Genomic DNA, 24455 nt, shown 5'->3' on the forward strand with positions numbered 1-24455 from the left:
TTTATTCCTCCATCACTTTCATTATTTGCACGTTTTGCGTATTCGCGTATGCCTTGAGTGCTACTGTTAGTTCCTTTTCACTGATTGGCTTCGTGATTCCAGCTATTCGTTGGCTTGCTTCATCAAATGCTGTGTGCTTTGATTCAAACCATTCTGGGAAAGAAGCTGCATTAAGGTCTTTACTTGAAAAGGAAACATAGTGTTGCACAGGAACTTCTTGTACCGAAGCCAATGCTGTTTCTTTTTCAAAGGTTAACAAAGGTTCAACGATCCCGAATGTTTTGTTTTTAGCCAATACCGTCAAATCGGCAACCACACTAGTGGCTGTCGGACGCGATCCAGCCCCTGGTCCATAAACCATCGACTGATCAATTCCGTCGCTTTTGATAAAAATACCATTGAACTCATTTTGGATCGTCGCCAAGGCGTGGTTTTTTGGCACTAACACCGGCCCAACCGATACAGTAAGGGAACCGTCATCAGTCTTTTGAGCTGCGCCAATCAATTTCACTTCATAGCCAAAAGCTTGTGCCTGCTTAATATCTTCTACAGCTAATCCGCGAATACCTTTTGTTGCAACATCAGCAACGTCGATTGTTTTCCCAAAAGCAAATTTGGTCAGGATCACCATTTTATAAGCCGCATCGATACCGTCAACATCATTGGTAGGATCTGATTCGGCAAAGCCTTTTGCTTGAGCTTGCGACAACGCATCTTCATAGGTCAGGCCATCTTCCGTCATTTTCGTCAACATGTAATTGGTCGTCCCATTGACGATACCAAAAATTCCTGTGATGGTATCAGGTAGATAGTGGGTGCTCAATGTGCGCAAAATCGGAATTCCTCCCCCCACACTGGCTTCATAATAAAGAGAAACACCGGCTTTTTCAGCAATTGCCAGCAGTTCAGGTCCATGGGTGGCAATCAAATCTTTATTTGCCGTCACAACATGCTTTTTATTTTCTAAAGCAGCTGAAATAAACGCTTTTGCCGGATCGATCTTCCCGATCAATTCCACAATTACGTCGATGGTCTCATCTTCAAACAACTCATTTGCCTCATTCGTCAAAGCAAACCCATACTTAGCTGCTAACGCAGACTTATCCTCATAAGGCGAAGCTAATGCTTTCGTGATTTGCACACTGACTCCTGTGCGTGCCAGAATGGCTTCTTTTTGCTCTGCCAACACTTGGCATACCCCGCTGCCAACAACACCCATTCCTAATAATCCAATGTTCAATTGCTTACCCATAATGCCCCCTAACTGAAAACGTTATTAAAAACCGTTCATCTAATTTTAATATTTCCACTAGCATACCAAAAACAATAAGAAAAAACTAGGACTTTTGAGAAATTCTCGCCCTAGTTTTAACGGTGATGGATATGTTCGAATGTTTTTTGCAAAATATCCACAACATGTTTGTCATCAAGACTATAAAGGATGGTTTTTCCTTGTCTTTCCGACTTTACGATCCGATTATCTTTCAATAGTTTCAACTGATGAGAGACTGCTGATTGTTCCATATGTACTTGTTCCGCGATTGAAGTGACATTGCGTTCACCCTCTTGAAGGGACAACAAAATTTTTAATCTGGTCGGATCACTAAGCATCTTAAAAATCTGCGTTACTTGCTGAATTTCCTCTAATTTAGGCGGAGTCATCGCGCCACATCCTCTCTTATTTCCTTTTGCATTTTAGCCCTTGATAGACGGCTTGTCAATCAGCGGCCGCCAAACAAGGAGAAGTAATTAAATAAAAGACAAGAATAGATCCAAGTGTCAGAAAATTCCCTTTAGAAGCTTAGGTCCCTCAACAACTGTTCGTTGAGGGAAACAAATGCTTCTTTTTCTACCACTCGGATCATTCAGTCAAATTGCAATTTTTTGATTATGAAGGCAGCAGATGACTTTATTCACCTGTGATTTCTTCAATCGCTGCTTGCAGATCAGCAATTTTTTGTTCTGCTGCTTCTGCCGTTTCGCCTTTTACACCAATATAAAACTTGATTTTCGGTTCGGTCCCAGAAGGACGAACCGCAATCCAGCTTTCATCTTCCAAGGTGTATTTCAAAACATCAGAAGGCGGTGTGGTCATTTTTTGTTGGTGACCATCTAAGCCCACACGAGTCAACAGTTTAAAGTCTTCTGTTTGTACGACAGGGGTTCCTGCGAAGACAGAAGGTGCTTTTTCACGGAAAGTCTTCATCAAGGCAGCAATCTTAGTTGCCCCTTCCATGCCGCTCATCGTTACAGAAATCGTTTTTTCTGCATAATAACCGTACTCTTCAAAAATATCTTGCAGACCGTCATACAATGTTTTGTTTGATTGTTTGTAAAAAGCAGCCACTTCTGCTAATAAAACGAGCGCTTGGATCGCGTCCTTGTCCCGTACGAATGGTTTTACTAAGTAGCCATAGCTTTCTTCAAAGCCAAACATAAAGGTTTGAGAATGGTCTTTTTCAAATTGTTGGATTTTTTCGGCAATAAATTTAAAGCCGGTCAATACATTGATCATATCCACATCGTAGGATTTAGCGATCGCTGTTGGCAATTCACTAGAAACGATCGATTTTAAGACTGCTGCATTTTCTGGCAATGTCCCAGCTGTTTTATGGGCTTCTAAAATGTAACGGATCATCAATGCGCCTAACTGATTACCTGTCAACACTTGGTAGTTGCCATCTGGCATTCTTACTGCAGCTCCTAAGCGATCGGCATCTGGATCTGTTGCGATCAACAGGTCAGCACCTTCTTTTTCTCCTAAAGCAATCGCATATTCAAAGGCAGAGTGCTCTTCTGGATTCGGTGATTTTACTGTACTGAAATTTGGATCAGCAACCGCTTGAGAAGGTTCAATAATGAATTGTTGGAAACCAGCTTGTTTCAACGATTTCTCCCCAAGCATCCGCCCTGTTCCGTGAAGTGGTGTATAGACAAGTTTCAAATCTTTGCCCACCGTATCGATCAATTCTTGATCGATCGTGACTTCTTTGATCTCTTTCAGATAGGCAGTATCGATTTCTTCGCCAATAATAGAGATCAAGCCGCTGTTTTTGGCTTCTTCTTCACTTAAAACAGGGATCTCTAACGGATTTTCAATTTCCCGAACGAATTTTGTCAATGCATCCGCATCTGCTGGTGGCATTTGTCCACCATCTTCCCCATATACTTTGTAGCCATTGTATTCGGCTGGATTGTGAGAAGCTGTGATCATGATTCCAGTAAAGGTTTTTAAGTAACGCACAGCAAAAGATAATTCTGGCGTCGGACGTAAGCTTTCAAAGACGAAGGCTGGAATATCGTGTTTTGCCAATGTTTTTGCCGCTTCCATCGCGAACTCAGGTGAAAAATGACGGGAATCATAGGCGATCGCTACGCCACGACGTCTTGTTTCAGGATCTTGTGTATCCATAAAGCGAGCCAATCCTTCGGTTGCTTGACGAATCGTATAAATATTCATCCGATTGATACCAGGTCCTAAAATTCCTCGCATACCGGCAGTTCCAAATTCCAAAGGCATATAAAAAGCGTCTTCTAACATCGCAGGATCTGCTTCTAATGCGGTCAATTGTTCTTTTAATTGTGGATCTAAGTGTTCACTGTTTTTCCATTGATTAAATGTTTGTTCCCATGCCATAAAATAACCTCTCCTTTTTCCGTTAAAATGCTCTAAAATTAGTATAACACTACTTACAGATTTCTCAAAGAATAACCAAACGAAAAATAAAAACAGCTGCTATCAAAAGTGATTGACACTTTAAAAATAACAGCTGATTCCATTAAACTATTTCGTTAATTGAGCATCCTTTTGTGTTTCAATAAAATCAAACACTTGTTGACCAGCAATACTGCCATCGCCGACTGCCGTCGTGATTTGACGCAAGCCTTTTTCACGAACATCGCCAACCGCGTAAACACCAGGAATTGAAGTTTCCATCTGCTCATTGGTTAAAATCCAGCCAGCATCATTCGTGATACCGCTGGCTTTGAATGGTTCTGTCAACGGATCTAAACCAACATAGATAAAGACACCGCCAGCAGCTTCTTCTGTCACTTCATCCGTTTTTACGTTTCTGATTTGCACGCCAGTCACGACCATCTCATTGCCTTTGATTTCTTCAACAACAGAATCCCAAATAAAAGAGATTTTCTCGTTGGCAAATGCGCGATCTTGAATGATTTTTTGTGCTCGTAATTCGTCACGACGGTGAACGATCGTTACTTCGGAAGCAAATTGTGTTAAGTAGATAGCTTCTTCGACTGCCGAGTCGCCTCCGCCAACAACAATCAAGCGTTTGTTACGGAAAAAGGCACCGTCACAAACCGCACAGTATGAAACACCGCGTCCCGCGAATTCTTCTTCGCCTTTGACGCCTAACTTTCTATGTACGCATCCTGTGGCAATGATGATTGTTTTCCCTTGATAGGTTTTGTCTTCGGTGGCAACTTCTTTGAATTCACCTTGATCCGTGATGCTCTGAACGATCCCATAGGCATTTTCAACACCAAATTTAATGGCACCTTCATACATTTTAAATGCTAATTCAGGGCCTAAGATTGATTCGTATCCTGGGTAGTTTTCAACTTCAGCCGTATTGTTCATTTGACCGCCAGGTGCGCCTCGTTCAATCATTAGTACTGATAAATTCGATCTTGACGCATAAAGCGCTGCTGTCATCCCCGCAGGGCCTGCGCCGATGATAATTACATCATACATATATTTCCCTCCAATTTGGACTACCCATACTTTACTTTCAAAAGCAAATTCTTTCAACTCATCTGCTTACAAAAAATAATAAGATATTCCTGCTTTTACTTTTGAAAATTACATTGACTTTCTTTTCAATTTTTGTAAAATTTTCACGATACGTCTATTATATAGAAAATAAGGAGTCCTTACAATTGAATAAGAAAAAACTTTTAGGAAAATCAGACCGTGAACTGCTTTTCCTCAGCTGGCCGATTTTTGTTGAGCTATTTTTGCGGGTCGTTATTGGGAATGTCAACGTTTGGATGATTTCTCATTACTCCGAGCCAGCAGTAGCGGCCGTCAGTGCTGCCAATCAACTATTGAATTTAACGGTCTTTATTTACGGTTTCATCACCGTGGGTACTCAGATCATTATCGCACAATTGATTGGTGCGAAAAAACGCGACCAGATACCGAAAGTCATCAATACCGCTCTTTTTGGCTCATTGTTCATCGGGATTTTGATCAGCTTAATGTTCCTTTTCGGCTCAACCTATCTCCTTCGTTTCATGGGATTGGATGCTGAATTAGTTGCTTTAGGTCATGGATACTTACAAGTGTATGGGGGAAGTCTGTTCCTTTCATCGATCACGGCGGTCATAATTGCTGTCATGCGTAGCCACAGTTTCACAAAACCTGCGTTATTGGTGCCGATGTTTGCTAGTATCCTAGCCGTCATTGGGAATTACTTTGTCTTATATAGCCCCTTTGGTTTACCGAATTTTGGTGTGACCGGATTGGCATTTTCTAGCGTCTTTGGTAATTCGATTGGTTTAATAATTGCCGCAATGTTGCTGAAGAAGCATGTGAATTTTTCTGTTTTATCTGCCCGTTTCTCGAATGTCTCTTGGGGTGTGATGAAAAACATTTTGACTTACGGATTGCCTTCTTCTGGCGAGTCTCTTTCCTATCAAGGAGCGCAAGTCGTAGTGACGATGATCGTGGCTCAACTTGGTGCCAGCGTCTTGATTGCAAAATCTTACGTAACAGCTATCACCCAATTTGTTTATTTGATTGCCTCCGCATTGAGTCAAGGGAATCAAATCATGATTGGCCGCAATGTCGGTGCTGGAGAATACGATCGCGCGCATCAGCGAGGCATGCGCACGATGGTGATCGGGATCATTGCCTCGGTAACGATCTGTTTATTGACTTACTTGTTTATTGAGCCAATCATGGGAATCTTTACCACCAACGCGGAAGTGATCGAGATTGCCAAAGGTGTCTTTTTGGTAGAGATCGTTTTAGAAACGGCGCGTGCAGTCAATATGATCCTTGTGGGTTCCTTAAATGCAAGTGGCGATGTGAAGTTCCCATTGATCTGTAGTCTAGTTGTTCTATGGGTCATCAGCTTACCGTTTTCCTATTCACTGGCGATCGTCTTTAAATTCGGCTTGATCGGCGTTTGGATCGCTTATGCCATTGACGAAGCATTGCGCAGCGTCTTAATGATTTATCGTTGGCACTCCGGTGTATGGAAAACTAAATCTGTCGTTCATCCACAAGAAACAGAACCCGAAGTATTGCCAGAAGCATAATTAAAGTCCAGCGGTCTCGGTGACTGCTGGACTTTTTTGTTTTCCATAAAAAATAAAATGCGCCAAGAAGTTTGCTTGGTTTTTTTGAAGACTTTGCTCTATACTTGTCTCAGAAGCTATCGACTACGATTTACATTAAAAGGAGCGTTTGCTATGTCAATCTTTGACTACCAAGCAACATTGGAAAATGGCGAAACTTATTCGCTAGCAAAATACGAAGGTCAACCGCTAGTGATCGTCAATACAGCTACGAAGTGTGGTTTGAGCCCGCAGTTCAAAGAATTACAAGGTCTTTATGAAACTTATAAAGACCAAGGATTGGTCGTTTTAGGGTTTCCTTCTGATCAGTTCAAACAAGAAGTCGGGTCAGCCGAAGAAGCCGCAGCCGCTTGCCGAACCACCTATGGTGTCGACTTTCCGATGCACAAGTTAACAGTGATCAATGGAAAAGACGCGGATCCCTTGTTTCGCTATTTGGAAGAAGAAGCACCTGGCACGCTAGGAAAAGCCATTAAATGGAATTTCACGAAATTCTTGGTGGATCGCCAAGGTAAAGTCGTTGAGCGTTTCGCTCCCCAGACAAATCCTCAAAAAATGATTCCAGAAATTGAAAAAGTTCTTTAAAAAACAGAGAAAGGCGATTTTGAGGACAAAACATGTCATCCTTAAGGTCACCTTTTTGTGATTGCTACAACATAAACATTATACAACAATCACATTGGCGCTTGTCAAAATATCTGAATGTCTATTTCTTCTTAAAGAAACCATTCGTTACAAAGATTTCAAAAAGACTTTAAAAAAACTGCAGTTGATCCCCTTTGATTTCTCAACGAGATCAACTGCAGCTTCTTTTGATTAGTTATTCGATAAATCTTCACCATTTGAAGCAATCACTTGTTTGTACCAATCAAATGATTTTTTCTTTGTTCGTTTCAAGGTGCCGTTTCCTTCATTGTCACGGTCCACATAAATGAAACCATAGCGTTTTTTCATTTCACCTGTTCCAGCTGAAACTAAATCGATACAACCCCAAGTCGTGTAACCCAATAAGTCGACACCATCTTGTTCAACCGCATCTTTCATTGCTTGGATATGCTCTGCCAAATATTGGATGCGGTAATCATCTTCCACATAGCCATCTGCATCTGGTGTATCCACAGCGCCTAGACCATTTTCAACGATAAACAATGGTTTTTGGTAACGGTCATAAATGTCATTCATTGTAATCCGCAAACCAAGTGGATCAATTTGCCAACCCCACTCACTTGCTTCCAAGTATGGGTTTTTCACAGAGGCAAAAATATTGCCAGCCGTTTGTTCTAACAATTCAGCGTCCGTTGTTGATACGCGTGAAGAATAGTAAGAGAAAGAAATAAAGTCTACGGTGTGAGCTTTCAACAGCTCAAGGTCGCCTTCTTCCATTTTGATTTCGATCCCATTGCGTTCCATTTCTTTCAGCGCATATTGTGGATATTCCCCACGTGATTGAACATCAATAAAGAAATAGTTTTCGCGATCTGCTTTGCGTGATTCCCAGACATCTTCTGGTTTGCTTGTATATGGATAGTACGCGCCAGCAGCCAGCATACAACCTACTTTGTTTTCAGGATCAACTTCGTGAGCGATTTTCGTTGCGATTGCGGATGCCAACAACTCGTGGTGAGCCGCTTGATATTTCACTTGCTCAACGTTATCGCCTTCTTCAAAATAAAGTCCCGCTCCCATAAATGGCGCATGTAGAATCATGTTGATTTCGTTGAAGGTCAACCAGTATTTTACTAATCCTTTGTAGCGGTTGAAAATCACGTTACACAAGTTTTCATAGAATCCGACTAATTCACGAGAACGCCATGCTCCGTATTTTTCAACTAAATGCATTGGGCAATCAAAGTGAGTGATCGTTACTAATGGTTCGATCCCATATTTGTGGCATTCTTTGAAAAGATCTTCATAGAACTTCAAGCCGTCTTCATTTGGTTCTGTTTCATCCCCTTTAGGGAAAATCCGACTCCAAGCGATCGACAAACGGTAGGTTTTAAAGCCCATTTCGCCAAATAGCGCGATGTCTTCTTTGTAGCGATGATACATATCGATCGCTTCTTTTGCTGGGTAGAAATGTTCGTCATCAAAATCGAACATTTTCATTTGACCAGTAATGACTGGAAAACGATCTTTGCCGATCGGTACCACGTCAACGTTTGCCAAGCCGCGTCCGCCTTCTTGGTAGCCTCCTTCACATTGATTGGCAGCTGTTGCGCCGCCCCATAAAAAGTCTTTTCTAAATGCCATGTTTCTTTCCTACTTTCTCTTTATTTAACTAGTTCGCGATCAAGTTCGCGGGCTACTTCATCTTGTACTTCTACGCCTTCTTTTTCAAGACGTGCGATCGTTTCCTTAAATTTAGGCAAGTGATCTTTGTGGGCAATAAACAGTTCGTCCATGACACGTTTTGCCGTATCACCTGATGGAACCAATGGGTTGATGGTGAAGGCTTGTAATGCGATATTGTAATCCCCCGTCACAGCTGCTTCGATCGTTAATAATTCCATTGCTTTCATTACCTGTAACCAACCTTTTTCAGCTGTCGGTAACTCACCAAAGGCAACATTTCTAGCCCCTTGTCCGCCAACGTAAGCTGTTACTTCGACTACGCAATCGGCAGGAAGATCTGGAACGGCGCCTTCATTTTTGGTTGAAACGACGATTTGGGTATTTTTATTGGCATAAATGGAAGCAATCGTTTCACACGCTGCATCTGAGTAGTAAGCACCACCACGTTTTTGCAGCTGTTCTGGTTTATGATCCAATTCAGGATCTTTGTACAACTCAAACAATTCGGCTTCGGTTTGTTTCACTTGCTGTGCGCGTGTACCGACAGTCTTGTACTCTTCGATCGCATGATTCAACATTTCTTCTTGACGATAGTAATAACGGTGATACCCGCAAGGAATCATCTTCATTTGTTCCAGCTGTTCTTTGTAAAATGGTACATCAAAGATATTCTTCGGTAAGCCATTGTCTTCTTCATACATTTTATCAATAATGTCCATCGTTACATCGTTGCCGTGTGAATCAGCAACTTTGTGCCAATGGAAGTGATTCAATCCTGCAAATTTGTAGATCAATTCGTCCGGTTCTTTACCGATCAAGGCTGGCTCAATCATGGTTGCCATGACTGGCACATTACACAACCCGATCACTTTGTCCCATTTTCCGTAACGCACGATTGCTTCAGTCACCATACCGCTTGGATTCGCAAAGTTGATCAACCAGGCATCGGGACACAAGCGTTTCATATCTTCAACGATTTCAAGAATGATTGGAACCGTACGAAACGCTTTGAACATACCACCAGGGCCGTTGGTTTCTTGACCAATCATGCCGTAATAGGCAGGAATTCGTTCATCTTTGATACGGGCATTCAGCAATCCTACTCGGAATTGAGTCGTAACGAAATCAGCATCTTTTAACGCTTCTTCTCGATCCAATGTCATGTGGATTTTTACATCGTAGGGTGACGCATCCCACATCCGTTGTGCCATCGCACCAACGATTGCTAATTTTTCTTTTCCTGCTTCGATATCTACTAGCCAAATCTCACGAATCGGCAATTCTTCATAGCGTTTGATAAAGCCTTCCATTAACTCCGGGGTATAGCTGCTGCCGCCACCAATGGTTGCAATTTTAATTCCTTTTGTCATTGTATTGCTCCTTTGCTATTTTATTTACATTCTTATTATCATTCATAAAAACATTTGAATCAATGTAAATAGCATATTTAGAAAAAGCGTTTGCAAATCTCGCTTCTTCTTGCAGATGTTTTGTAAAAAAGATTTACAAAGAGCATCAAATAAGGAATAATTAGGATGTAAACGATTCGCTAGGTACTGAATAAAAACGAATTTTTGTAAAAACCATTTACAAATAATCATAAAAAAATGTAAAAAGGAGCATATATACCATGTTGTTACAAGAAAAAATGCGCCAAATCAAACTAGCACCAGCGGAACGATCGTTGATCGATTATTTATTAGCCAACCCGACTGCGATGGCGGATCAAACCATTAAGGAATTGTCAGAAAAGACCTACGTTCATCCTTCTACTTTTATTCGGATTGCCAAAAAATTAGGCTTCAATGGTTGGCTCGACTTAAAAACGGCCTTTGTGGAAGAGCAAACTTATATGAGCAGCCATTTTACTGATGTAGATGCGAACTTCCCTTTTTCCTCCCATGACGGCATTATGACCATCGCCAAAAAGTTGGCAAAGCTTGAACAAACAACGATTGAAGATACGCTTTCCTTGATCCATCATGATGAATTACAAAAAGCGAAACAATCGTTGCTCAACGCCAACCATATCAAGATCTTCGCCAGTAATGCCAATACCTTGATTTCTCAAGACTTTGTTTTGAAGATGCGGCGTTTAGGAAAAAACATTCACGTCTGCGACACCTTCGGCGAGAGTGCTTACGAGGCATCTAACTGTACCTCCGATACGACCGCGATCTTGATTTCTTACACCGGTGAAAACAAAATGGTCAAAGAAATCGGTAAGATCCTTGCCGAGCGGCAGGTTTCCATCATTGGCATGACGAGTATCGGGGAGAACTCCTTGGCGAAATTAAGTAATTGTGTTTTGAATATCACGACAAGAGAACGGCTCTACTCAAAGATCGCCAACTTTACGATCAATACGTCCGTTTGCTACTTGCTGGATTTGTTGTACGCAGTCGTCTTTTCGGAGCATTATGAAAAAAACTTGCAGCATTTGATCGATATTGGCATGGCTTATGACAAGCGCCCTACATCATCGACGATAATCGCTGAGCCAACCTACGATAAAAATCTTCATTATAAAGACTCACTTTTTCCCAATTAAATGACTGACAAAAAGCGATCGCTTCACATGGGCGATCGCTTTTAACCTTACGTAGAACTTGTTAGAAAGTTTTTGGCTAAACTAAAGCCGTGATCAAATCATCGGAACAGCCTACCTCACGTTTGTCTGACTCGATGATATCCAAATAATCGGCGGAGTTGGTGACTAACACTGGGGTCTCAATATTAAATCCAGCTTTGATCAATGCATCCTTATCAAAGGTGATCAATTTTTGTCCGCGAGTCACCGTGTCTCCTTGCTTCACATGGGCTTCAAAGTATTCACCGTTTAATTGAACAGTATCTAAACCAATATGGATCAAAAGCTCTAAGCCGTTCTCAGAGATCAACCCAATGGCATGTTTGGTTGGGAACAAGGTCATTACTGTTCCGTCAAAAGGAGCCACAACTTCGCCTTTTGAGGGATGGATCAAGATGCCTTTTCCTAGAATCCCTTGTGCGAAGGCTTCATCTTTTGCACTGCTTAGTGGTGCGATCGTTCCTTCAACAGGGGAAGTGATTACTTCTTTCCGAACAGTCATCGCTGGTTGTCCTTCTGCGATTTCTTCTTCCACCGCATCATCTTTCCAGAAAGCCATCGTCAAACCAAAACCAATCGCTGCAGCGATCAAGATCCCGATGACCGAGAACCACATGCCACTGGCATCGCCTTCTGGAGTGATATAGTTAAAGATTCCAAAGACGCCTAAACCACCAGAGGTATAGCTCGTTGTGCCATTGATCATTAAGAAGGCACCTGCGACCGCCCCACCAATCATTGAGAAGAAAAACGGCATTTTTTTCGGTAACGTGATCCCATAAATTGCTGGTTCTGTTACACCGAAAAGTCCTGAGATAATGGCTGGTGGACATAGAGCTTTTAGTTTTTTGTCTTTAAGTTTAAAGTACATAGCCATCACTACCGCTGTTTGGGCAAAGCTGGCACCAAATGATGCTACCAAAATTTGACTGTAGCCGAGCTGTGTCACTTGCATAATGTGTAGTGGCACAACTGACCAATGCAAGCCGAAAATAACCAAGACTTGCCAGAAGAAGCCTAATAACAAACCATAAATCGCTGGAGAGAAGTCCATCAATGCTTCAAATCCTGAGCTTAAAAGATCCGTCAACATACTGATCACAGGTCCAATCACCAAAAAGCCAATTGGCAATGCAATCAATAAAACCAAGAAAGGCACTAAAAATGTTTGGACAACAGACGGAATGATTTTCTTCGCCAATTTTTGAACTTGTGCAGCGAATGCGATGATAAAGATTACTGGAACCACACTACTAGTATATGTCGCACCAACCCACGGAATCCCTAAGAAGGTTTCATACGCTGGCAAGCCTAATAAGCTATAAGGTGCAGCAGCTCCCTCGCCAGCTCCGGCAACAAATGCCGCTTGCAAGGCTGATCCTTGAATCGTCGGATAGCAAAGCGCCGACCCGATCACGATTCCCACCATTGGATTTAAGCGGAATTTTTTTGCTGACGTATACCCTAAAATCACCGGCATAAACATGAAGATCGAATCACCGATCGCATTGAACATCACATAGGTACCAGTCGTTGTTGTATAATCGATCAAACCTGTTGTACCAATAAAAAGCAACAGTGCGTTTAGTCCTTTGATCATCCCAGCCGCACACAAAGCACCTAAGAAGGGTTGGAAGCAGCCGCTCAAAATATCGATCAAACGATCAAACAAGTTGCCACCTGAGGCTGTTTCTTCAGCATCACCACTGATTCCTGCAACATCGATCACTTCTGCATAGACATCTGGCACATGGTTTCCGATAACCACCTGGTATTGACCGCCACTCTTCATGACCGTCACGACACCTTCCATATTCTTTAAGACTTCATCATTTGCGACGCCTTCATCCTTTAATTTAAAACGCAGGCGTGTGATACAATGCGTCAAGCTATTGATGTTCTCTTTCCCACCGACATTTGCGACAATTTTTTCTGCTAATTCACGATATTTACCCATTTTTGATTCCTCCAATTTTTTTGTATTGAAGGTTTAGCCAACTGAATGTCACTATCCAAAATGTTTCGTCTTTGATATGCTACTTCTTAACTAGCGGTCCTAAAAATACGTTTTAATAAAAATCATTGCCAAAAAATTATTCTTTCTTCTATATCTTGCACTGAGTAAAACTCCTTCTCCTTTCTTCTTTATTTCAATCAACGATTTTTTTGCACAAGTCTGGCAATATGAATCGTTAAATACAAACTTTCGTCACTGGACATTTGATACTGATACTGATTTTCTAATAGTTCAGCGATTTTTTGTACGCATTGATACGCATTTCGGTACTTCACTTTGACCATAGCCAAAAGATCTTCATCGGTTTCATCCGTATGAGGGGTATGGTTTTGCATTCTTGAGACAAAAAATTTCAAATGCGTAGTGAAGCGATAAAAATAAACGGACTCTTCATCAAAGGTGGTTTTGAAAAAATATTTAACAATGTTAATGATGTCTTGCATCGTTTGGGTTAGCTCAGCAATATTGCCTTGGTCACCATTTTCGGTTTGCGCATTGACCAGATGCAGAGCAATAAAGCCAGCTTCATCATCTGGCAGCTGAATCCCGTAATGTTCTTTGATTTTTTCTACTGTTTTGCAGCCTATTTGGTACTCATCGGGGAAAAAACGCTTGATATCCCACAATAAGACATTTTTGACCGTCATTCCTTTTTTCGATCGTTCAATGGCACAGTGCATATGATCTGTCAGCGAGATGTAGATGGAATCATTGATGGGGGATGACAATTCTCGCCGAGCATACTCAATGATCTCATTGGATAATTCAAGATATTCCAGTGGTAAGTCAGCAAGCAGCTCTTGAAATTGAGATAAGATCGTCTGATTTTCTAAGCGATATACTTTATCGACCGTTTCTGAAGAAATGTCATCTCCCACTTTTTTCTTAAAGGCAATCCCCCGCCCCATAACAATAATCTCGTTTTGACTTTGATCGGTAGTGATCACAACATTATTGTTTAACACTTTACTGATTTTCATGTCCTACCCCCACTTACTTTATCATTGCGGATATGGTTCATTGCTTGTCTTTATTGTTTAGCCAACAGTCAACACAGAAAAAACCTCATGAAAGCAGCGCAAATACCGCAGCTTCATCAGGTTTAGCTTGTTAAAAATCAACAATCACTATCCATTAGAACCAGTTCTATTATCTTTATCATAGCAAAGGTAGAAAGCGCTGTCAATCGTTGTTCGTTATTTTTACTGACACCTAATACGAATCTATTGATCGTTTGTTGAAAACACGAGGGATCAATTTTTATTCGTTCTTATCTTAGATAAAGACAAAACCTTAACGAACGATAAAAAACCGCTCCCCAAAGACTTGACTGATCAGTCTAATGATGGGGAGTCGGCTATTATGTCATTTGCTTCTTGTTTTTTCAAAAAAAGCTAATCATCTTGTTTACGATAATTTTTTTTGATGTAAGGCTGGTTTTCTTGGTTCATACGGATAACGATTTTATCAAAACTATTGTCACTCACTTGTGTCGAACCACTCATTTTGATTTTTGGCTGTACTTCGATCACTTTTGGTTTATACTGCATTTTCCCTTTTGAGATCCGCTTGACTAAAAGTTCAGCAGCTTGCGAACCAATTTCATACGACGGTTTTTCAATCACAGACATTTCATGATGATAAAGTTTGTTCCAGCCTAAATCATCATAGCCCCCGATCGCAACGTCTTCTGGAATCCGCAAGCCCAAGCTATAGATCACATGGATCAATGCAAACATCAACTCACTGTTTTCAGCTAATATTGCTAAACGATAGCCTTGATTTTTTTTCAACAATTCGTTTAGTGATTCCTTACACGCGTCAAATGCCACTTGTGTTTCTTCGATCTCAAATGCTAGTTGCTCAGGATTTCTGACTGCGATTTTAGAACTTTCCAGAAAAAGAGCAAGTTTTTTCTTCCGACTAGGCGTTGTGAGCGGTGGTGTAAAGTAAGCGACTCGATCAAAGCCTTCTGAATAAATACGTTGAATCATCTCGGCCGTCGCTTTTTCATTATCAACGATGACTGTATCAATCATCAATTCTTCGATCGTGCAATCAGCCAGCACGATTTTGACCTTTTGCTCAGTCAAGCTTTTCACGAATGCTTCGTCCTGATTCGACGATAGAATAAGCCCTTCCACTTGACGGTCGATCAACGCTTGGATTTGATCCTGCTGAGAAATATTTTTTTGATCGGTTTCAACAAGAATCACCTGAAAAGATTTTCGTATACAATAATCATTGACGCCTCGAACTAAAGCTGCTACTTCCGGGATCATGATATTGCTGACAACGATGCCGATCAATCCCGTTTTATTGTTTTTCAACCCCTGTGCTAGCGCATTTGGACGGTATTCAAGCTCTGCGATCACTTCTTCGATGCGCTTTTTTGTCTCTGCTGACATAAATTCATATTTGCCATTCAAATATCTAGAAACGGTGGTTTTTGAAACATTTGCTTTTTCTGACACCATCTTAATGGTGATTTTCTCATTTGCCATTCAATCCACGCCTTGCTTTTTGCTGTTGGTCAATTATATCATGGAACCCTTGAAAAATGAACAAGGACCGATTTCGTTCGACACGGACTGTCCTATCTCAATAGTGACAGATCGTAAAGAAGCCGCTAAGTGAGCTATTTTCAAAGAACTAGCCCATTGCTTCAATGTGGCGCATTTCTTGCTGCACGACTTCATATATACTTTTTGAAAAGTCCACTTCCAACGGATAGGAAAGCAAAATATCTAATATTTGAGGCACAAAGTCTGCCTCACACAGTTCTTTTGCAAAAGCCATCGCAGCAATTTCCGAAGCACAACCAACCGTTGACCGGTGCTCGTAGGAAAAAAAGCGCCACAGTGGGATCGTTTTGGTGATATGGTACATCGTGGCACCATGTTGCTCTTCTAAATAGTGAAAAATTTCATGGGCGATCAAGATCCCTCGGACAACTTCTGGTTTAGGCAATATTTGCGAAGATTGAGTCAGCACAGTGTAGGCAGCAATGGGTTCAGTGATCAATTCAATGGAGCGCTCCATGACAAACTGCGCAAAGACCATGCGAAACTTCGTCGGTTTTCCAGATCTTTCCGTAATTGATAAACCAAGCTTATTCGCCAAGTACCAGGCACGATCTGCCTTTTCCTGTTTTTTCAAATCAAACTGGTCGAGCATTTTTTGCGCCCATGTTCTACCACATAAGATGGCTTCTTCAATGATTTCGTTTTTTTCCTCTTCCCTCACTTTATTACGTAGCATCTCGCGGGTAAACTCAAATACTCCCCAACTGAATTCGCTGATGGGCATGAGCTGTTCATACCACTTTTCTAATAATGCCAGATCAACCGTATTTTGCTGTTTTAAGAAAAACCTCTGCTTGATCATAGGGAGTTCGCCGCCAGAATCATCACTTCTTCATTAGAATCTAAAGTCGACATTTCGATATCGATCAACAACATCAATGCCTCCAAATCGTTTACTGAAAAATCCATCACCCGAGGTCCGGCACAAATATAGAAATCTGGACGCAAAATCACTTCTGTCTGATAGATCGCCAAATCATCCCATAGTTGCTCGACTGCTTGCACATAATTCTCCGCGGTGGTTTTGATGACCTTCCCTGAAGCTCGTTGTACTTTAATAAAGCCTTTTTTATCAAGGATTCGAATTGCCGGATTGTCTCCTGTAGAAACACGGGTTCCAAACACATAAAAATGCGAGCTTTTCTCTAAAAGATCAATTTCGTTAGTAGGTAGCCCTAAATCGCCCGCTGCTAATTCTTGGGCTTCCTCGACGGTTGCCTCTGCTAAAAGATCCGTCGTCTTGACTTCGGTGGAACCAGTTGCAATGGCTGTGACTTTAGACGTTTGAGGATCGATTTCGATAAAGACTTCCACACTTTCTGGGGTAGCCCCACTCTCAATGGCTTTATTGATAGCCTCTGTTTTGATTGATCGCAAGTCTTCTTTCGAAGGTGAAGGAATAATCCGTTCAACGACATCTCGTACCATCGCTAGGGCGACGCCAATAGAGGAAATCACTTCAGCATTCTCCGGAATCGAATATTTTACGCCCATTTTTTCTGACAAGTAGATAATTAATGACGAAGCGCCGCCGCCAACTCCTACTAATGAAATCTGGCTTTTTTCTAGTTTGTATTTTTCTGCTAAAGCCAAAATGACTGGCTCTAATTTTGCGTAAGAACGCTCCATGATTTGAGTCGCGATATCTTCGATCGTCGTGCCACAATAATCCGCTAATACGCCCATCGCTTTTCGAGCCGCTTCGATATTCCCATAAGAGAAATGTTCCGGTTTGATCAAGCCCAACACGTTTGCTGCACATGAGTTGGTGATGGTTACCCGATCACCATTATCAAATTTGATTGCAACATAATCTGCAGGATCGCCTTCTTTCGGACTAAAGAATTCCACCGTTCCTCCTGTCCAGTTGATTGGATCAGAGTAAACTGCGTAGTCAAGACCGGCAATATGTGCAGAACGAGGTCCTACATCTACCACTCCATTAGCAGTTGCGCGAATCATGGACCCCCCTGCACAGCCCGTGATTCGTACATCCAAACTGGAAATGTATGTTTCATGTCCGCCAACGACAGAATAGTCGATCGCTGGCCGTCCGTTTTTAATGACACCGATATTGGTGGTTGTGCCGCCTACTTCAAAATACACGCCATTTGATGCTCGTAAATACATCAGTGAACCCATTACTGAAGCTGCCGGACCCGAGAGCATGGTCAGAACTGGCCGCTTTTTCATCTCAGCAATCTCCATAACCCCACCATCGCCTCTCATGATCATTAAGGGTACATCTACACCAGACTCCTTCACAGAGACTTCCGTGGAATTTGCGACAGATAACATTTTAGGTAAAATACTTGCATTGATAGTGGCAGTTCGTGTCCTTCTGGTCAATCCGTAAAGTTTCGTGATATCTGAAGCAACAGTACATGGAATTCCTTTTTCTGTACAAACTTCCATCACTAGATTCTCAGCATCATTATTATCTACACCAAAAGCCATACTAGCGACGATCACTTCTGATCCTTGCCTCACTAGATCATCGATCATTTCTTCAACACTCGCTTTATTCATTCCTTTGAGTTTTGAGAAGGCATTGATGATCTTAATGGATCGCTGATTCCCTAGAACGATATCGGCAATTTTTAATTGACGCTTTGCCAGAAATCCTTCGAAACCACCACGAGCCATACCGAAAACACCAATGTCAGCCACATCCCCTTCAATCAAAGCGTTCGTGGCTTGGGTGGTTGAATGAGCAACAAAAATCACACTTTTTGGGTCAATATCATTTTCTTTCATACAATTTTGAAAACTCTCGACAACGCCAGCAGCTACCCCCCGTTCATGATCATGAGTGGTCTTCACGCTGGATTTTCCTATGATCTCGTGAGTCAGATTATCGATAGCGACAGCTTTTGTATGGGTACCGCCTACATCGATCCCCATTCTAACTTTTCTTAATTCACTCATTTCCACTTTCCTCCTACATCCATAGTTGCATGATTTATTGATTAGCTACGTTCTTTCATCGACTAGTTATTCAAACCGAACAAAATGAGCGCAATGATACACAGGATCGCACTAGAAAGCCACCCAGCTGGTATCGAAAACTTCATGAAATCTTTAGAACCAACTTTATGATGTCCTAGACCCCATGCTACCCATGACTGAGTAATATCCAAATGCTGAGGAGCGATCGTGACCACAGCGAAAAGTGGAAAAATGAATGCCAGATCCCAATTTGTGGCAGCTAAGATCACTGCCGCTACTGCGCCTCCTGATCCGACTAAGTTCAAAGGACCGCGGAAGAAACCAAGGGGCGCTAAGATGGCAAATAAGATCGCAAGAGCCACGGTACTATGAGGAACTAGACCGCCAACGATTGGTTCAAAGAAAGGAACCGCTAGACTTGCAGCTGAATTAAACATAGCCAGTACTAATAAGAAACCTACCAGGGGCGCAACATCGACAGCACCATCTGCAAATTGTTTAGCTAACATGCGGCAAATATTCACGAAACCACCTTTTAATTTTCCGCAAGTCAGTAAGGCGTACAAAGCTGCGAGAATAAATGCTGGAATAATAGGAAATTCAGCAAACACAACGAGTAAGACTGGTGCGATCACAGCTACCCAAGAATACCAAGGAGCATCGCCTGAAGTTGCGCCAGGTGTGGAAGCCCACGCTTTGACTTTTGATGATTTCGCACGACTTAAAGCAATATTGGCAAAAACCAATGTCACAAGTAAGGAAACGACTAGTGCAATCATGCCGAATGTGAAATAGTCGGAAAACCCATATTCCATCATGGATTGACTTCCGTCAGGTTGTAATGCCGCTAAAATACCTTGGTATTGCACAAAATTTGTTACATTGGCAAAAATTCCCGCCATGATGGAACCCATAAAAGCGAATAAAGCAATCGCTGTTGGAATACCCAACGCTTGCAAAATTGGCATAACGATCACTGCGATAGAGATTACAGGACCAATGCCCGTCATGGAAGTGAAACATAAAGCAGTAACAGTACATAAAAGGGTCATGGTGATCCGTGGTTTATCCCCACCAAGCTCAACAACCTTGCGAATCAGCGTTGCTGCGATCCCTGTATCCATCAAAATCCGACCAAAGAAGGAACCGAAGAAAATATTGACCAGAATAGAACTAGCAAAACCGGCGGGTCCTGTTTGATAAATATTTGTGATCGTATCGACAAAATTCAAAGCTGTTAAATCCGGACTCAACGCATTGCCAATAAAAGCTAAAACAGTCCAAAGTGTTGCCATAACGAAGAAACCCACCATCAGGTTGAACCCTTTGACGCAGTACCAAACCATTCCTAAGAAAGAAACGATCATTAAAATACCAATTATAATTTCTACCATAAATTTTCCCTCATCTTTCCATTTGAACTTTTTTTGTTCATACATCGTGTTGCAAGTTTCTACGTTTGCTACTTCCCCTATTCTCGCTGAATGCGACCTTTATCATGAAATAATCGGCTAGACTTGTGACCATTTCCCACGTTTGCTTCCCTCCTCTTTTTTGTTAACCGTTTTAGTTAACCGGTTAACAAAAATTTTAAAAAAATAAAACAACGAATAATATCTCGTGTTTATCCACTATCTTTAAGCCTCCACTCGATTCTCCTTCGATCCCTTCTCGATGGGGAGCTGCCACTATTCAAATCAACCTCCATATTCCACTCTCGTCGGTTGGGCTCTTCGTAAAAGATAGGCTCAGGATGCTTGCCTTTTGCTTAGAGCCGCTTCCCTCCTGTTTCTCCTCTATGATTCGATCCTCTTGTTTGCACAACATTTCACATAAGGCTCCTCTGACGCTCGCCTGACCGAGCGTAATTACTAGTCTAAACCGAAAAGGATCATAACCGATTAATCATTTGTTTGACTAGGTGCTAGTTGTTTTAATGTCTACATGATAGCAAAGGGTGAAAACGCTGTCAATCACAAATAGAAATTTTTTGCTTCATTTGTTCAATTTATACAAAATAGACCTTAAAATACCTACGTGGTATTTTAAGGTCTATTGGCCGTTTAAACTTCACTTGCCTGCAAACGGTACATATCGGCATACAACCCTTTTTGAGCCAAAAGTTCTTCATGGGTGCCTCGTTCGACGATCGAGCCTTTATCAAGCACCAAAATCAACTCAGCATCGCGAATGGTAGACAATCGATGGGCGATCGCGATCGTGGTTCGCCCTTGACGCATATTTGCTAAGCCTTCTTGGATCAGTCCTTCTGTTTCAGTATCGATATTGGCAGTCGCCTCATCCAAGACCAGCACTTTCGGATCGGTCACCATCGTTCGGGCAAAGGAAATCAATTGCCGCTGCCCGCTTGAATAACTGGCACCCCGTTCAATCACTTTGGCGTGGTATTTACCAGGTAGTTTTTGAATAAAGGCATCTGCTTGAACAAATTTTGCTGCTGCTTCGATCTGTTCTTCACGAATGTCCTGATTCAATAAGCGGATATTGTCAGCGATGTCCCCATAAAACATGAAAGCATCTTGCAATACGAGTCCAACTTTTTTCCGAAGCTCTTCCATCGTGAAGTCGCGGATATCTTGATCATCGATCAAAATTTGCCCTTCCCCAAATTCGTAAAAACGCATCAACACATTGATGATCGAGCTCTTGCCACTTCCTGTGTGACCGACTAAAGCTACGGTCTCACCTGGATAGGCGATGAAAGAAATATGATTCAATACGTTGTTTTTTCCATCATAGGAAAAACTGACATCGCGAAATTCAATTTTTCCTTTGGTGATGGTTTGACTGGCATCGGAGTTTTGCTGCGGCGTATATTCTTCGTTATCCATAATCTTCAAAATCCGGCTGCCGGCTACCATCCCATCAGTAAAGACGCTGAGAAAATCCATCATCTGTGTCATTGGATTAAAGAATCCTTGAATATAGGTCGTAAAGGCGAAAATTAACCCAACTTCAATCGGCGATTCTAAAGCATCAAACCCAAAGAGCGTCAATGACAAGGCGATCGCTAAGGCATACAACAAACTAATGATTGGTGATAGTAGCAGCGCATTCGTGCGGATCATAGCGTATCTGGTTTTCAAATAATCATCGTTGGTCGCTTCGAATTCTTCATTCAGCCGCGCCTCTTGACGGAATTGCTGAATGATCTGCATACCAGAAATCGATTCATTCAATTTCGTATTCAGCTGACTCAGTTTTTCCCGCATTTGACGATAGATACGAGAGCTGAATTTTTGATAATACCAGATGACTACCATTAGGATTGGCAGAAAAATCAAGTTTAGTAAGGCAATTTTGACGTTGATGCGGAACATGGCGGCAAAAGAAGAAACCACCGCAAAAATTCCTGTCAATACCATCAAGAAGACATACCAAAATTCATACAATGTTTCTGTGTCGTTGCTGACCCGTGAAACGATCGAACCCGCTGGCGTCTGATCGAAATAGCGCATCCCAAGACTATGCAATTTTTCAAATAATTTTGCTCGAATATATTGATAGGTTTTTAAAGAACCCATTGAATAAAGGAACCATTGGAAAAACCAAATCACGGCTTTTACCAACACCCCAAAGAAATACAACGCAGCAAAGAAATAAATGACTTGCTGGGTCGCCGTCTGATTGGTCAAATAATTATCCATAAAGGTTTGAATGATCAAAGGCAACAAGATATTGATGATTGATAGCACAAAAGCAAAAAAGATCGCTGCATAGAAGGTTTTTCGAAACGGTTTGGCAAAAAGAAACATTCGTTTGATGATGTTTTTTTGTTCTTTAAAGGGAATCGATTTGCTCCATTCTGATTCTTGCATTAGGCTTCACTCCCTTCGATTTTGGCTTCTAGTTGCTGCTTGTCCCACATTTTTTTATACCAGCCATATGCAGCCAATAATTGTTCATGGGTCCCACGTTCACTGATTTTCCCATTGTCGATCACGAGAATTTCTTCTGCATGCTTGACACTGCTTAGGCGGTGGGTAGCAATGATCGTTGTCTTATTCTGACGGAATGTCAGTAATTGTTGTAAAATAGCTTCTTCCGTTTTGGCATCTACTGCTGAAAGGGCGTCATCTAAAATCAATAATTCTGGGTCAGTGATCAAGGCACGGGCAATGGATAAACGCTGTTTTTGTCCGCCGGAAAGAGAAACACCACGTTCCCCCACCATCGTTTCGTACCCTTCAGGAAACTGACTGATATCCTCGTGGATCACTGCTAATCTAGCAGCCGCTTCCACTTCTGCTTGAGAAGCTCGTGGTTGCGCAAAGCGGATATTGTCTCGAATCGTCATGGAAAACAAAAAATGATCTTGCGGAACATAGCCAATCGAACCCAAAAGAGCATTCAAGGAGTATTGCTTGCTATCGATGCCCCCGAAGGTGATCGCTCCATCAAATGAATCATACTCTCGCAACAAGAGCTTCATCAAAGAGGTTTTTCCTGCACCAGTTTTCCCGACGACACCTAGTGTTTGCCCGGCAGGCAAAGTAAAGTGGATGTCTTGCAGGGCAAAATCATCTCCTTGATAGTGAAACTCATTGATTTGAACGTTCACCGTTCCTTGGGCTGGGGTATCGACCGCATCTTTGGCTTCAATGATATGGGTCTTTGCCGCCAATAATTCGGCAACCCGATCATAACTTGCATTGCCTCGTTCCAGCACATTGAACAGGCGTCCGATGGCAAACATTGGCCAAACTAACATACCGATATAACTGATGAAAGATACCAATTGACCGATCGAGATGGTACCGTCCATGACATAATTGCCGCCAACGATGATCGTCAGCACATAGGAGATTCCAATGATGATCGTAATAAACGGATCAAATAAGGCATCCAGAAAATTGACTTTGCGGTTTTTGATGATGGCATGGTCGATTTTGGTTTGAAAATCAGCGATGTCCTCTTTTTCCTGTCCAAAGGTTTTGATGACTTTCATCCCAGTAATACTTTCTTGGGCTTTGTCGTTGATGGAAGAAAATGCTTCTTGCGAGTCACGAAACGCATCATGCAATTTGCTACCAAGAACCCGTGCCATGACTGCTAAGAAAGGCAGCGGCAATAGAGCAATGATCGTTAACCGCCAATCGATAAAGAGAACCATCGCAATGATGGTAGCTCCACCAGAGATGAAGGAATCAGCAAAGGTCAAGATCCCCGCCCCTGCCACATTCTGGATGGCATTCAAGTCATTGGTGGCATGGGCCATCAAATCACCTGTCCGATGCTTTTGATAAAACAACTGATCCATCCTTGTAAAATGTGCAAATAACTGTCTGCGTAACGTTTTTTCTAGCCGAGCGGCACTGCCCCAGATATGCGTTCGCCAGACAAAACGAAACACATATTGAGCGATAGCTGAAGCAATCAAGATCATGACCCAAAAAAAGATCGTCTGCATCGAGATCTCTTTTTCCGCAATTTCATCGATGATGATCCCGATAACTTTGGGAGGGGCCAACTGTACCAAGGCGACTAGGACTAAAGAGCCTACGCCTAACAAATAATGTTTCTTTTCTTGTTTAAAAAACCAACCTAACTTCCTAAATATTGACATAACACTCTCCATTTCTTTGTGACCTGTTGCCTAAATTTTGCGATTTTTCCGAATATTTATTAGATTCAGATTCGATTGCTACCCCGCTATTCACAGAACGTAAATAGA

Annotated in this window: 17 protein-coding genes; 3 read left to right on the top strand and 14 right to left on the bottom strand. The window is 41.9% G+C overall.

The window, feature by feature from the left end:
• Position 1 precedes the first annotated feature (1 nt).
• The 4 genes from IGI92_RS09495 to trxB form a co-directional block, all read right to left on the bottom strand.
• Positions 2-1252 (bottom strand): homoserine dehydrogenase, encoded by a 1251-nt coding sequence (locus IGI92_RS09495; protein ID WP_301387707.1) that lies wholly within the window; start codon positions 1250-1252, stop codon positions 2-4.
• A gap of 116 nt (positions 1253-1368) precedes the next feature.
• Positions 1369-1662, bottom strand: coding sequence for an ArsR/SmtB family transcription factor (locus IGI92_RS09500; RefSeq protein ID WP_005235473.1), 294 nt, complete (start codon positions 1660-1662; stop codon positions 1369-1371).
• 247 nt (positions 1663-1909) lie between these two features.
• Positions 1910-3637, bottom strand: a complete 1728-nt coding sequence (locus IGI92_RS09505; protein WP_301387705.1) for a phospho-sugar mutase — start codon at positions 3635-3637, stop codon at positions 1910-1912.
• A gap of 147 nt (positions 3638-3784) precedes the next feature.
• On the bottom strand, positions 3785-4717 hold the full coding sequence (gene trxB / locus IGI92_RS09510) for a thioredoxin-disulfide reductase (protein ID WP_008378419.1): 933 nt from the start codon (positions 4715-4717) through the stop codon (positions 3785-3787).
• 185 nt (positions 4718-4902) lie between these two features.
• Between trxB and IGI92_RS09515 the strand changes: the two genes are divergently transcribed.
• Positions 4903-6288: an MATE family efflux transporter gene (locus IGI92_RS09515; protein ID WP_008378420.1), complete on the top strand. Its 1386-nt coding sequence runs from the start codon at positions 4903-4905 to the stop codon at positions 6286-6288.
• Positions 6289-6441: 153 nt separating this feature from the next.
• Positions 6442-6912, top strand: a complete 471-nt coding sequence (locus tag IGI92_RS09520) for a glutathione peroxidase (protein WP_196044432.1) — start codon at positions 6442-6444, stop codon at positions 6910-6912.
• A gap of 231 nt (positions 6913-7143) precedes the next feature.
• Here the strand turns inward: IGI92_RS09520 and IGI92_RS09525 are convergent, their stop codons facing one another.
• On the bottom strand, positions 7144-8577 hold the full coding sequence (locus tag IGI92_RS09525) for a 6-phospho-beta-glucosidase (RefSeq protein WP_008378424.1): 1434 nt from the start codon (positions 8575-8577) through the stop codon (positions 7144-7146).
• Between the two features lie 20 nt (positions 8578-8597).
• Entirely contained in the window at positions 8598-9989 is a 1392-nt protein-coding gene (locus IGI92_RS09530) for a 6-phospho-beta-glucosidase (protein WP_005235456.1), read from the bottom strand.
• 260 nt (positions 9990-10249) lie between these two features.
• On the opposite strand from IGI92_RS09530, the gene IGI92_RS09535 reads away from it, so the two are divergent.
• Positions 10250-11170, top strand: coding sequence for a MurR/RpiR family transcriptional regulator (locus tag IGI92_RS09535; protein ID WP_005235454.1), 921 nt, complete (start codon positions 10250-10252; stop codon positions 11168-11170).
• A gap of 76 nt (positions 11171-11246) precedes the next feature.
• Here the strand turns inward: IGI92_RS09535 and IGI92_RS09540 are convergent, their stop codons facing one another.
• The 8 genes from IGI92_RS09540 to IGI92_RS09575 all read right to left on the bottom strand — a co-directional run bounded on the left by IGI92_RS09540 (position 11247) and on the right by IGI92_RS09575 (position 24347).
• The gene (locus IGI92_RS09540) at positions 11247-13166 is read right to left on the bottom strand and encodes a beta-glucoside-specific PTS transporter subunit IIABC (protein WP_005235453.1); all 1920 of its coding nucleotides are present in this window, start codon (positions 13164-13166) and stop codon (positions 11247-11249) included.
• Positions 13167-13363: 197 nt separating this feature from the next.
• Positions 13364-14206: a BglG family transcription antiterminator LicT gene (licT, locus tag IGI92_RS09545; protein WP_005235451.1), complete on the bottom strand. Its 843-nt coding sequence runs from the start codon at positions 14204-14206 to the stop codon at positions 13364-13366.
• A gap of 414 nt (positions 14207-14620) precedes the next feature.
• Entirely contained in the window at positions 14621-15730 is a 1110-nt protein-coding gene (locus IGI92_RS09550) for a LacI family DNA-binding transcriptional regulator (protein WP_005235448.1), read from the bottom strand.
• Between the two features lie 148 nt (positions 15731-15878).
• Complete coding sequence (locus IGI92_RS09555) at positions 15879-16613, bottom strand: hypothetical protein (RefSeq protein WP_005235446.1); 735 nt, start codon at positions 16611-16613, stop codon at positions 15879-15881.
• On the bottom strand, positions 16610-18739 hold the full coding sequence (locus IGI92_RS09560; protein ID WP_016612222.1) for a hydantoinase/oxoprolinase family protein: 2130 nt from the start codon (positions 18737-18739) through the stop codon (positions 16610-16612). The genes IGI92_RS09555 and IGI92_RS09560 overlap by 4 nt, the downstream gene beginning before the upstream one ends.
• A gap of 62 nt (positions 18740-18801) precedes the next feature.
• Positions 18802-20154 (bottom strand): SLC13 family permease, encoded by a 1353-nt coding sequence (locus IGI92_RS09565; RefSeq protein ID WP_008378434.1) that lies wholly within the window; start codon positions 20152-20154, stop codon positions 18802-18804.
• Positions 20155-20823: 669 nt separating this feature from the next.
• Positions 20824-22599 (bottom strand): ABC transporter ATP-binding protein, encoded by a 1776-nt coding sequence (locus IGI92_RS09570; RefSeq protein WP_144330589.1) that lies wholly within the window; start codon positions 22597-22599, stop codon positions 20824-20826.
• On the bottom strand, positions 22599-24347 hold the full coding sequence (locus tag IGI92_RS09575; RefSeq protein WP_301387698.1) for an ABC transporter ATP-binding protein: 1749 nt from the start codon (positions 24345-24347) through the stop codon (positions 22599-22601). The genes IGI92_RS09570 and IGI92_RS09575 overlap by 1 nt, the downstream gene beginning before the upstream one ends.
• Positions 24348-24455: the final 108 nt, after the last annotated feature.

The organism is Enterococcus sp. DIV2379, from assembly GCF_050542965.1.
Classification (GTDB): domain Bacteria; phylum Bacillota; class Bacilli; order Lactobacillales; family Enterococcaceae; genus Enterococcus_D; species Enterococcus_D entomosocium.

Excerpts from the sequence above, each read along its gene's own strand:
- IGI92_RS09495 (WP_301387707.1), bottom strand. The coding sequence starts at position 1,252 with ATGGGTAAGCAATTGAACATTGGATTATTAGGAATGGGTGTTGTTGGC.
- IGI92_RS09500 (WP_005235473.1), bottom strand. The coding sequence starts at position 1,662 with ATGACTCCGCCTAAATTAGAGGAAATTCAGCAAGTAACGCAGATTTTT.
- IGI92_RS09505 (WP_301387705.1), bottom strand. The coding sequence starts at position 3,637 with ATGGCATGGGAACAAACATTTAATCAATGGAAAAACAGTGAACACTTA.
- trxB (WP_008378419.1), bottom strand. The coding sequence starts at position 4,717 with ATGTATGATGTAATTATCATCGGCGCAGGCCCTGCGGGGATGACAGCA.
- IGI92_RS09520 (WP_196044432.1), top strand. The coding sequence starts at position 6,442 with ATGTCAATCTTTGACTACCAAGCAACATTGGAAAATGGCGAAACTTAT.
- IGI92_RS09525 (WP_008378424.1), bottom strand. The coding sequence starts at position 8,577 with ATGGCATTTAGAAAAGACTTTTTATGGGGCGGCGCAACAGCTGCCAAT.
- IGI92_RS09530 (WP_005235456.1), bottom strand. The coding sequence starts at position 9,989 with ATGACAAAAGGAATTAAAATTGCAACCATTGGTGGCGGCAGCAGCTAT.
- IGI92_RS09535 (WP_005235454.1), top strand. The coding sequence starts at position 10,250 with ATGTTGTTACAAGAAAAAATGCGCCAAATCAAACTAGCACCAGCGGAA.
- IGI92_RS09540 (WP_005235453.1), bottom strand. The coding sequence starts at position 13,166 with ATGGGTAAATATCGTGAATTAGCAGAAAAAATTGTCGCAAATGTCGGT.
- licT (WP_005235451.1), bottom strand. The coding sequence starts at position 14,206 with ATGAAAATCAGTAAAGTGTTAAACAATAATGTTGTGATCACTACCGAT.
- IGI92_RS09550 (WP_005235448.1), bottom strand. The coding sequence starts at position 15,730 with ATGGCAAATGAGAAAATCACCATTAAGATGGTGTCAGAAAAAGCAAAT.
- IGI92_RS09555 (WP_005235446.1), bottom strand. The coding sequence starts at position 16,613 with ATGATCAAGCAGAGGTTTTTCTTAAAACAGCAAAATACGGTTGATCTG.
- IGI92_RS09560 (WP_016612222.1), bottom strand. The coding sequence starts at position 18,739 with ATGAGTGAATTAAGAAAAGTTAGAATGGGGATCGATGTAGGCGGTACC.
- IGI92_RS09565 (WP_008378434.1), bottom strand. The coding sequence starts at position 20,154 with ATGGTAGAAATTATAATTGGTATTTTAATGATCGTTTCTTTCTTAGGA.
- IGI92_RS09570 (WP_144330589.1), bottom strand. The coding sequence starts at position 22,599 with ATGCAAGAATCAGAATGGAGCAAATCGATTCCCTTTAAAGAACAAAAA.
- IGI92_RS09575 (WP_301387698.1), bottom strand. The coding sequence starts at position 24,347 with ATGTCAATATTTAGGAAGTTAGGTTGGTTTTTTAAACAAGAAAAGAAA.